Source organism: Promicromonospora sp. NPDC060271, from assembly GCF_042726755.1.
GTDB lineage: Bacteria > Actinomycetota > Actinomycetes > Actinomycetales > Cellulomonadaceae > Promicromonospora.
Window position 1 is genome coordinate 1 of record NZ_JBHXBG010000243.1, and the last position, 6,392, is coordinate 6,392.

Consider the following 6,392-nt stretch of genomic DNA (forward strand, 5'->3'; position numbering starts at 1 on the left):
GGGGCTCCTCGACGGTGCCCGCTGCGGGCGTCTCCGTCAGGACGGGGACGCCCGCAGCGGCGAGGTCGCGGATCACCGGCTGGGCCGCCCCGGCGGGCAGGGTCAGCAGGACGACGTCGGGCCGGCCGCCGGCGAGCAGCTCGGACACCGAGGCGTAGGCGGGCGCCGGGAGCCCGGGCAGGCCCGCGGCGGACAGTCCGCCGGCCGCCAGCTCAGCGCGATCCGCCGCGTTGCGGGTGGCCACGCCGACCACCTCGAAGCGGTCGGGCAGCGCGTGCAGCACCCGCAACATGGTCCGGGCCCGGAAGCCCGAGCCGACGATCCCGATCCTGGCCGTGCGGTCCCGTGAGGTCACGGAGCCCGACGCTACGCCCTCACGCGGTGGCGACCGCCGCCCCGTCCGGCTCCGCACCCTCACGGCGGCTGATGCGCCACCAGGCGAAGAACCCGAACAGGGTGAACAGGCCGTAGATCACGTACATCAGCGCGGTCGCCCAGTACCCGGCCGAGAACAGCAGCGGCACGCCGACGAGGTCGACGGCCACCCAGATCAGCCAGAACTCGACCCAGCCCTTGGCCATGCCGTACGTCGCGAGCACGGAGCCCATGAAGATCCAGGCGTCCGCCCAGACCGGTTCGTACGAGCCGAGAGCCCGGAAGAGCGGCGTCAGGAGCAGCGTGCCGGCGAACATGCCGGTCACCAGGCCCACGCGGGCCTGCCACGAGGCCCAGCGGGGATGCACCGCCACCGCGCCGACACCCGTGCGCTGGGTCTCGCGCCAGCGGTACCAGCCGTAGATCGAGACGGCGATGAACATGATCTGCCGGCCGGCCTGGCCCAGCATGTCCGCTCGCGTCGCGTCGCCGAACCATGAGCCCATGAACACCGTGAAGAGCAGGATGTTGCCCACGATGCCGACCGGCCAGGCCCACACCTTGCGGCGCAGGCCGCCGAGCGCCGACACCAGCCCGAACAGGTTGCCGATGACCTCGCGCCAGTAGATCTGCTGGTCGGCAACCAGGAATGTCGCGTCATAGGCGGCGCGGAACCAGTCCATGTCTCTTCCCTCCGAAGGTCCGCACACGGGGACTCCGGGGTGAGGGTCGGCGCGCCACAAGGACACCGACGACGGCGCGGGACGGCACCCCGAGGGTGACGGCGCGCGCCGCACGTGCTTCCTCCCATCCGGACTTTAACCGTCGGTCCTGGAGTTTCACCAGGTCAACCGGGCCTCTCCCGAAGGAGCGACCCGGGTCGCGGACTGTCACCGCCGGCTCGGAATTTCACCGACCCCGGAGCACGTGTGCATCTGCTGCACTTGAACTACTGCACTGACTGCTTGACTACGGCTAGCGGAACACAGGATGCCACGACGTCATTCCCGGCCGGAAGGGCCGCTGCCGCGGATGCCGGGTGAGCTCGCTACGCGAGCGCTTCCCTGACCGCGCGAGCCACCTCGTCGGGCCCTGCCCCGCCCGAGACCACGGTCACGACCACACGGCGGCCGGCCGGTGTGCCGCTGTCCGCCGGAGCGTGGCCGGCGGCGCCGAGGACGGCGGCCCGCCGCAGGTCGGCGAACGCCTCCTCGAGCTCCGGTCGCAGCTCGAGCGACGGCGTACGCAGCCAGCGCCGCAGTATCGCGTTGTGCACGGCGACGACGGACGCGGCGAACGCGATCGACGCCGTGGACGTCGACCGCTCCGGCGGCAGCGTGTCGCGCAGGTAGTGCGTGAACGCCCGCTCGTAGCGGTGCGTGGTGATGAGCTCACGGTCGCGCAGGGCAGGGACCTGCTGCAGCAGGGCGTACCGGGCGAGCGACGTCTCGCGCTGGCCCACATGGTGGTCGAACACCATGCGTGCCGCGCGGCACACCTCGAGATACGGGTCGATGTCGGGATCCCAGGCACGGCCGAGGTCGTGCCCGGACTCCTCGCTGGTGCGGGCGTCGGGGCGGGTGGCGGCCAGCATCACCACCACCTCCTCGAGCAGGAGCTCGTGGTCGGCGAAGACCACGTCCTCCTTCGAGCGGTACCGGCGGAAGAACGTGGCCCGGCTGACCTTTGCGGCGTCGGCGATCTCCTCGACGGTGGTCCCCTCGTACCCCTGCCGGGTGAACAGGTCCACCGCGACGTCAACTGCCTGCGCATGCGTGTGGGTACGGACGGCGGTCATGCCAGGCAGGCTACCGCGTACCCCTCGGACCGCGGGAAAAATCCTTGAGCGATACGTGGTGTCCAAGGTGCTAGTTTTCCGGGTCGGAGATCTTGCCGGACCGCAGTCTGTGCAGGTAGCGCACCTCGCGCACGGCCATCAGCAGGGCGAGGCCGCCGGGTACCGCCGACCACGGATGACCCAGTACAACTCCGACAAGGCACACCAGAAAGATCACCCCACCGCCGACGACGGTGGCGAGACTCGCCCAACGGATCCCGGTCACGCAGTGAGCGTAGTCTGCGGGCGTGACCGAGACCGCTGCCAAGCCCGTCGTCGACGTCTACGTCGACCCCATGTGCCCCTTCGCCTGGATCACGTCGCGCTGGGCCCTCGAGGTGGCGCAGCTCCGCGACGTCGACCTGACCTTCAAGCTGATGAGCCTCTACCTGCTGAACAAGGACAGGGACATCGACGACGGCTACCGGGCGCGCATCGAGCGGTCACGCGGCATCGGCCGCGTCGCCGCGGCGGTCCAGACCGACCACGGCCCCGAGGCGTTCTCCGCCTTCTACACCGCGGCGGGCACCCGGATCCACAACCAGCAGAACAAGGACTTCGACGCGGTGGCGGCCGAGGCGCTCGCCGAGGCCGGCCTGCCCGCCGACCTCGCCGGGGCCGCGACGTCCACCGACCACGACGCGGCGCTCGCGGCCTCCCACGAGGCCGGCATGAAGCCCGTCGGCGACGACGTCGGCACGCCCACCATCCACGTCGACGGTGTCGCGTTCTTCGGCCCCGTGCTCACGCGCATCCCGCGCGGCGAGGAGGCGGCGGCCCTGTTCGACGCCTCCGTGACGCTCGCGCGGTACCCGTACTTCTACGAGATCAAGCGCTCCCGCACGACGGACCCAGCCTTCGACTGAGCCCTTGGCCGCTCGCGGCCGACGTCGACGGGCCGTGGCATCGTTGCGGTCATGACTCTTGACCTGCGTATCTTCACCGAGCCCCAGCAGGGTGCGACGTACGACGACCAGCTTGCCGTCGCTCAGGCGACCGAGCGCCTCGGGTTCAGCGCGTTCTTCCGGTCCGACCACTACCTCGCGATGGGTGACGGCGACGGACTGCCCGGCCCCACCGACTCCTGGATCACGCTCGCGGGCCTCGCCCGCGACACGTCCACCGTGCGGCTCGGCACGCTGGTGTCCTCGGCGACGTTCCGCCACCCCGGCGTCCTCGCCATCCAGGTGGCGCAGGTGGACCAGATGTCCGGCGGCCGGGTGGAGCTCGGCCTCGGTACCGGATGGTTCGGTGCCGAGCACAGGGCGTACGGCATCCCGTTCCCCGACAAGCGGTTCGGCCTCCTCGAGGAGCAGCTCGCCGTCGTCACCGGCCTGTGGGGCACCCCGGTGGGGGAGAAGTTCTCGTTCTCGGGCGAGCACTACGAGATCGTCGACTCACCGGCCCTGCCGAAGCCCGTGCAGTCCAGGATCCCCCTGCTCATCGGTGGCGGCGGCCCGCGCCGGACGCCGGCCCTCGCCGCGCGGTACGGCGACGAGTACAACCAGTCCTTCCCGGAGATCGACGCGATCGGCCCACGCATCGAGGTCATCAACAAGGCGCTGGCCGACGCCGGGCGCGCGCCCGGTTCGCTGGTCCAGTCCGTCGCGCTGGTCGCCGTCGTCGGCCAGGACGAGGCCGAGTTCACCAGGCGTGCTGCGGCGATCGGCCGCGAACCCGCTGAGCTGCGCGAGCACGGCATCGCCGGGACGGTCACCGAGGTGGTGGACCGGCTGGCGGCCCTGGAGGCGGCGGGGGTCCAGCGGGTCTACCTCCAGATCCTGGACCTGGCCGACCTGGACCACCTCGACCTGATTGCGCGCGAGGTGCGCCCGCAGCTCGGCTGACCCACGCCGCCCGGCCCTGGTGCGAAATTACGACTAGCGCAGGCCGGGCGGAGAGATTCTTCCTATGGTCGTGTCGGCCGTGCTTGCCGCGACACACATCGGAGAACTCATGCAGAGCCTTTCTCGTGCCGTCCGAGCCGCTCTCGCGGCGACCACGCTCGTCGCAGGAACCCTCGTCGCAGTGCCCTCAGCCGTCGCCGACGACAGCTATCAGCGCGGACCCGACCCGACCGTGGAGAGCATCGAGGCGGCACGGGGCCCGTTCGAGATCGGGACAGCGGTCATCACCCGTGCCGCCGCCGAGGGCTTCGGCGGCGGCACGGTGTACTACCCCGTCGACACCTCCGAGGGCACGTTCGGCGCGGTGGCGGTGTCGCCGGGCTACCGGTCCGCGCAGGCCGCCGTCGCCTGGCTGGGTCCGCGGCTCGCGTCGCAGGGTTTCGTGGTGATCACCATCGACACGCTGCGCCTGTCCGACTCGCCCGACCGGCGCGGCGACCAGCTCCTCGCCGCGCTGGACTACCTGCGGCGCACCGAGCTCGCCGACCGGATCGACCCCGGACGGCTCGCCGTGATGGGCCACTCGATGGGCGGGGGCGGCAGCCTGGAGGCCGCCAAGGACCACCCGGCGCTGCAGGCGGCGATCCCGCTGGCACCGTGGAACACCGACAAGTCGTTCCCCGAGGTCACCACGCCGACCCTGGTCATCGGCGCCGAGGACGACAACATCGCGCCGGTCCGGTCGCACTCCGAGCGCTTCTACGAGTCGCTGCCGGCGGACGGCGACAAGGCCTACCTGGAGCTGCGTGACGCCTCGCACTCCGTGCCGACGGCCGACAGCACGACCATCGCCAGGTACAGCCTGTCCTGGCTCAAGCGCTACGTGGACGACGACGAGCGGTACACGCGGTTCCTCTGCCCGCCGCCTGTCCCGGACCACCTGATCGGTGAGTACCGCAGTACCTGCCGCTAGGATCCGCGCGACACCCCCGTTGCGAGATCAAGGACAACACCATGCGACTCGGCTGGAAGCTGCACGGCGACGGCGCCCGCATCACCCCTGGTGAGGTGGTCGCCCCGGACGAGCGGCTGAGCTGGCCGCGCACCATCGGGATCGGCCTGCAGCACATCGTCGCGATGTTCGGCGCCACGTTCCTGGTGCCGGTCCTGACGGAGTTCGACCCGGCGACCACGCTGTTCTTCTCGGCGATCGGCACCGTTGCCTTCCTGCTGATCACGGGGAACAAGCTGCCGAGCTACCTGGGTTCGAGCTTCGCGTTCATCGCGCCGATCCTTGCGGCGACGGCGTCGAGCGGGCAGTCGGCGGCGATCGGCGGCATCCTCGCCACCGGCCTCCTGCTGACGCTCGTCGGCGTCGTGGTGCACTTCGCGGGACCGCGCTGGATCCAGATCGCGATGCCGCCCGTGGTGACGGGTGTGATCGTGGCGCTGATCGGCCTGAACCTGGCGCCGGTGGCCTGGCAGAACTTCAAGGCCTCCCCGGTGACCGCGGTGATCACCCTCGCCTCGATCATCCTGATCCAGGTGCTGTTCCGGGGCCTCGTCGGCCGCCTGGCGATCCTGCTCGGCGTCGTCATCGGGTACGCCGTCGCCGCGGTGCGCGGCGAGGTCGACTTCTCGGACGTGGGCAAGGCCGACTGGTTCGGCCTGCCGCAGTTCGTCGCGCCCTCGTTCGACCCGAACGTGCTCGGCCTGTTCCTCCCGGTGGTGCTGGTGCTCATCGCCGAGAACGTGGGTCACGTGAAGTCCGTGGCCGCGATGACCGGTCGCAACTACGACCCGCTGACCGGGCGGGCGCTGCTGGCCGACGGCGTCGCCACCACCCTCGCCGGCCTCGGTGGCGGTTCGGGCACCACCACGTACGCGGAGAACATCGGCGTCATGGCGGCGTCCCGGGTGTACTCGACGGCGGCGTACTGGGTTGCCGCGTTCGGTGCGCTGGTGCTCAGCCTCTCGCCGAAGTTCGGCGCGCTGATCGCGAGCGTCCCCGAGGGCGTCCTCGGCGGAGTCACGACCATGCTCTACGGCATGATCGGCATCCTGGGTGCCCGCATCTGGGTGCAGGCCAAGGTCAACTTCTCCGACCCGGTCAACCTGGCGACGGCCGCCGTGCCGCTCGTCATCGGCATCGCGGGCTTCACGTGGACCGCGGGCGACCTGGAGTTCGGCGCCATCGCCCTCGGCACCGCCGCCGCGCTGGTGATCTACCACGTCATGGGCGCCATCGGCCGCTGGCGGGGCACCGCCCAGCCCTGACCCTCTCGTTGAGTGCTGGCTATTTGCGCGCTCAAGGCTTCAGGCGGCGCAAATAG

General features: G+C 70.9%; 8 protein-coding genes and 1 riboswitch. Of the genes, 4 read left to right on the forward strand and 4 right to left on the reverse strand.

What is annotated here, in order from left to right; translation table 11 throughout:
• The 4 genes from ACFWE2_RS23955 to ACFWE2_RS23970 all read right to left on the reverse strand — a co-directional run.
• A partial coding sequence (locus ACFWE2_RS23955) for a Gfo/Idh/MocA family oxidoreductase (protein WP_377226715.1) occupies positions 1-355 on the reverse strand: 355 nt, incomplete at its 3' end.
• Positions 356-374: 19 nt separating this feature from the next.
• A complete protein-coding gene (pnuC, locus tag ACFWE2_RS23960) occupies positions 375-1,058 on the reverse strand; it encodes a nicotinamide riboside transporter PnuC (RefSeq protein WP_377226716.1) in 684 nt (227 codons plus the stop codon).
• Between the two features lie 110 nt (positions 1,059-1,168).
• Positions 1,169-1,306, reverse strand: a riboswitch (FMN riboswitch).
• Between the two features lie 117 nt (positions 1,307-1,423).
• Complete coding sequence (locus tag ACFWE2_RS23965) at positions 1,424-2,173, reverse strand: helix-turn-helix domain-containing protein (protein WP_377226717.1); 750 nt, start codon at positions 2,171-2,173, stop codon at positions 1,424-1,426.
• A gap of 70 nt (positions 2,174-2,243) precedes the next feature.
• Positions 2,244-2,438, reverse strand: a complete 195-nt coding sequence (locus ACFWE2_RS23970; RefSeq protein ID WP_377226718.1) for a hypothetical protein — start codon at positions 2,436-2,438, stop codon at positions 2,244-2,246.
• 22 nt (positions 2,439-2,460) lie between these two features.
• Here ACFWE2_RS23970 and ACFWE2_RS23975 point away from each other — a divergent pair, with 22 nt between their 5' ends.
• The 4 genes from ACFWE2_RS23975 to ACFWE2_RS23990 all read left to right on the forward strand — a co-directional run bounded on the left by ACFWE2_RS23975 (position 2,461) and on the right by ACFWE2_RS23990 (position 6,336).
• The gene (locus ACFWE2_RS23975) at positions 2,461-3,078 is read left to right on the forward strand and encodes a disulfide bond formation protein DsbA (protein ID WP_377226719.1); all 618 of its coding nucleotides are present in this window, start codon (positions 2,461-2,463) and stop codon (positions 3,076-3,078) included.
• Positions 3,079-3,129: 51 nt separating this feature from the next.
• Positions 3,130-4,059 (forward strand): LLM class F420-dependent oxidoreductase, encoded by a 930-nt coding sequence (locus ACFWE2_RS23980; protein WP_377226720.1) that lies wholly within the window; start codon positions 3,130-3,132, stop codon positions 4,057-4,059.
• A 109-nt stretch (positions 4,060-4,168) separates the two neighbouring features.
• Positions 4,169-5,032 carry a serine aminopeptidase domain-containing protein gene (locus tag ACFWE2_RS23985; RefSeq protein ID WP_377226721.1) on the forward strand — a complete coding sequence of 288 codons (864 nt, stop codon included), beginning with the start codon at positions 4,169-4,171 and terminating at the stop codon, positions 5,030-5,032.
• A 41-nt stretch (positions 5,033-5,073) separates the two neighbouring features.
• The gene (locus tag ACFWE2_RS23990) at positions 5,074-6,336 is read left to right on the forward strand and encodes a uracil-xanthine permease family protein (RefSeq protein WP_377226722.1); all 1,263 of its coding nucleotides are present in this window, start codon (positions 5,074-5,076) and stop codon (positions 6,334-6,336) included.
• Positions 6,337-6,392 lie beyond the last annotated feature (56 nt).